The sequence below is a fragment of the Crateriforma spongiae genome (assembly GCF_012290005.1).
Classification (GTDB): domain Bacteria; phylum Planctomycetota; class Planctomycetia; order Pirellulales; family Pirellulaceae; genus Crateriforma; species Crateriforma spongiae.
On the sequence record NZ_JAAXMS010000023.1, the window covers coordinates 1 to 2896 of the forward strand.

Annotated in this window: 4 protein-coding genes; 3 read left to right on the top strand and 1 reads right to left on the bottom strand. The window is 54.1% G+C overall.

From position 1 onward, the window contains the following. Window positions 1-70 precede the first annotated feature (70 nt). On the top strand, window positions 71-595 hold the full coding sequence (locus tag HFP54_RS24965; protein ID WP_168567278.1) for a hypothetical protein: 525 nt from the start codon (window positions 71-73) through the stop codon (window positions 593-595). Between the two features lie 255 nt (window positions 596-850). Here the strand turns inward: HFP54_RS24965 and HFP54_RS24970 are convergent, their stop codons facing one another. Then, the gene (locus tag HFP54_RS24970) at window positions 851-1171 is read right to left on the bottom strand and encodes a hypothetical protein (protein ID WP_168567279.1); all 321 of its coding nucleotides are present in this window, start codon (window positions 1169-1171) and stop codon (window positions 851-853) included. Window positions 1172-1262: 91 nt separating this feature from the next. Here HFP54_RS24970 and HFP54_RS24975 point away from each other — a divergent pair, with 91 nt between their 5' ends. Both HFP54_RS24975 and HFP54_RS24980 read left to right on the top strand, forming a co-directional pair. Next, complete coding sequence (locus tag HFP54_RS24975) at window positions 1263-1577, top strand: hypothetical protein (protein WP_206036404.1); 315 nt, start codon at window positions 1263-1265, stop codon at window positions 1575-1577. 291 nt (window positions 1578-1868) lie between these two features. Continuing rightward, window positions 1869-2555, top strand: a complete 687-nt coding sequence (locus HFP54_RS24980; RefSeq protein WP_168567281.1) for an ankyrin repeat domain-containing protein — start codon at window positions 1869-1871, stop codon at window positions 2553-2555. Window positions 2556-2896: the final 341 nt, after the last annotated feature.

A 2896-nucleotide genomic window follows, 5' to 3' on the forward strand; every position in this document is an offset into this window, starting at 1 on the left:
TTCCTGATGGTAGGGTTTACTCCCGCCGCCCGGTGACGGCGGCCGTTCGTCCGACAGAGTGAAACGCCAAATGGAAGCCCCTTGGCGATGGTTTTTCCGATGCATGGTTGGGATCGGCGTTCTCTTTGCCGCGTTCTCAATCTTGCTCGTTGTCGGTATGAACCGACCGCATGTAACACAATCGAACGGATATTCAAACGCAACTCTGGACGCAATCGCCGCCACGCTGTCTGGCTCCCTTCCGAAGACGGCTACAAATGTTCGCTACTGCCGTGCTTCGCGTGGTATGGGTGGCCGGCTTCGGATCTATCGCTTCTCGGCACCTCTTGCCGATTTGCACGCGCACGCTCAAGCTGAATTTACGGCCCATTGGGACAAACCACAGTTCCAGAAAACACCGAGTTCCGGATCACCTATAACTGATCACGAGATCAAACTGTACAAGACCGGATTTGGAATCGATGCTGGCTGGATGCTGCCGCCGTCCAATGCACTTGGTACATTTTATGAATCTGTCGACGGACAATTCTCACATCGGCCGACGATATTCGTTGATGACCAAAACGGTGTCCTGTACTTCCAGATGACGGATTGATCGGGCACCACCCCAAATACGGACGAACCATGGGATGCAACAGAGTGGCAGTGGTCGCCGTTTCGGCAATGGTTGACTCGCTTGCCGCCGCCCGTGTATCGCAACCGTTCGTCGACAGAATATACGCTTGAGCAATCCATTTTCATCACCTGAAGTAGTCGACGCGTCTGTTGGCATGAAAATTTCGAGATTCCTTCGTTTCCTCTCGATTGCGTCATTTGCCTCCGGTTTCGTTGCGTTCATGGCGTACTACGGCTACCCTGGATTCATGAACCCGACGTGGTACTTCAGGATCTTGCCCTCGCTCGCACTGCTTGCATGTGCATTCGGCATCGTCGCAATATCAGGTCCGTGGAATCCTTCATCGCGGAAGGCCTTTTCGATAACACCATTGTTGCTCGGCCTCATTTTCCCAGTTGCTTGCTTGGTTATCAACGCGACGTTGAGTTCAACAACAAGGTACGGCACGTTTTGGCTTCTTCCGCGTCTCTCCATGTTTTTGTTTGCAACGGTCGTCTTTTGGGTTGCGACAATTCGCGTGCATGGTGTTTCGCGTGGGCGACGTTTGGCAAGCATTGGATACGGACTCGGCGTCCTTCAGTGTATGACGTCGCTGGTGGATTTCCTGTACACTGAGTGGGCAACTTAACGGGCGACGAACCATGGGTTGCAACAGTGGCCGCGACTTGACATTTTTGAAGTGGTGAGTCGTTTGCGCGGCCCCGCCGAACCTTACCGTTACCCGAACAAACTGATGGGACGCCTTCATCAAGATCGTGATTTTACGGTGGACGCGGTCGCCGGTTCGCTGTTGTTGGATCTGATAGCGATCTCTGATGAGTCAAACAAAGCGAAGCATCCAATCGTGTTCTATGCGAAGTTCAGCCGCACGCCGGGTTGGCACAGAGTTTTCCTCGACCTGGGTGCTGCTTTTTTGGGATCTGGTCTCAGTCGAAAACGCGGCCGAGGAACTACGAGATGAATGCCACGACTCCACTCGTCTTCTCGAACAAATGACGGGGCGAATAGTGGCGGAGGCGTTTGCGTTCGTGCCCGATGGTACGGGATGTGCCGCGATTGACGTTGTGTTTGCTGATGATCGGCGCTTCGCGATACAATGTTTTCATGATGTCGATGGTCACCACACCGAAGCGGATCTAATCAGGTAACCATGCCGTGCACCGGAGCAGCTTCAGCGCGTTTCGTGATGGTTGGCCTTGCTCTCGCAGCCCAGTCACTGTCGGCGCTATGCGGCAAACCCCAACGGACTACTATGGCCAACCATCCGATCTTCGCGCCGACGTTTCACGGTGATGTTGCAGCCGTCAGGAGGCTCCTCAAAGAGGATGCGACAATTGTCGCTGTTCGCGACGCAAAGAATCTCACGCTGCTGCATGTTGCTGCGTGTCGCGGGCAATCCAGGGTTGCTCAACTCTTGATCGATCACGGCGGCAACGTTCATGGGCCCACTGGCGCTGACAAGTGGACACCGCTCGTATTTGCTTCGTATCGTGGGCATTACGAGGTGGCAGAAGTGCTTATCGACAACGGTGCGGGTTTCACTGCTGACGCAGGCAACCCCATTCACTACCCTGGACAACGCAAGCACAAAAACATTTGCGGCCTACTCGTCGAGCATGCGGCGATTGATGGTCTGGTTAAATCCGGTGACGCGGACGTTCTTAATCTGTTTCGTGCTGCGTACAGTTATGAAACAGGCATGGTGAATGAAATCCTTACTCGACGACCGGAGCTTGTTGATTTCAAGGGCAAAAACGGGAGGACACCTCTTCATGAGGCCTGTACGCACGGAGACACAAAGACCGTTCGTGCATTGCTGAAATGTGGCGCCGACGTAACGATCCGCGATGCCAACGGAGAGACTCCGGCGGATCGAGCAGAGTCCCACAACCAGCACGCGGTCACAAAGGTAATTGGCAAACACAATGCTTCAGTATGACAAAGGCATGAACGCGGATCCGCCGATCACGGGTTCTGACATGAAGCATCGACCGCTGCGGCCCGGTGGTCGCTGTCCTTCGTCGAGTGGACGCTATCAGTGAGCTTGCCGCGATTTTCGATATCCCACTTGTTGTCTATTACGGCATTGATTGCCGCTACAATCGCGGTCTGGCCGTACTACGGGCATCTCATTGTCTTCGCAGGTGTACTGTCGCTATTGGTGATGACGGCATATAATTGCATTCGACCGTGCTCCTTGTTTGCGCGCGTTGGTCGTGTAGCCATTCTCGTTTTCATCACATTCCTTACGTTCAGTTTGTCCATCGGTCCCGCGTCCTG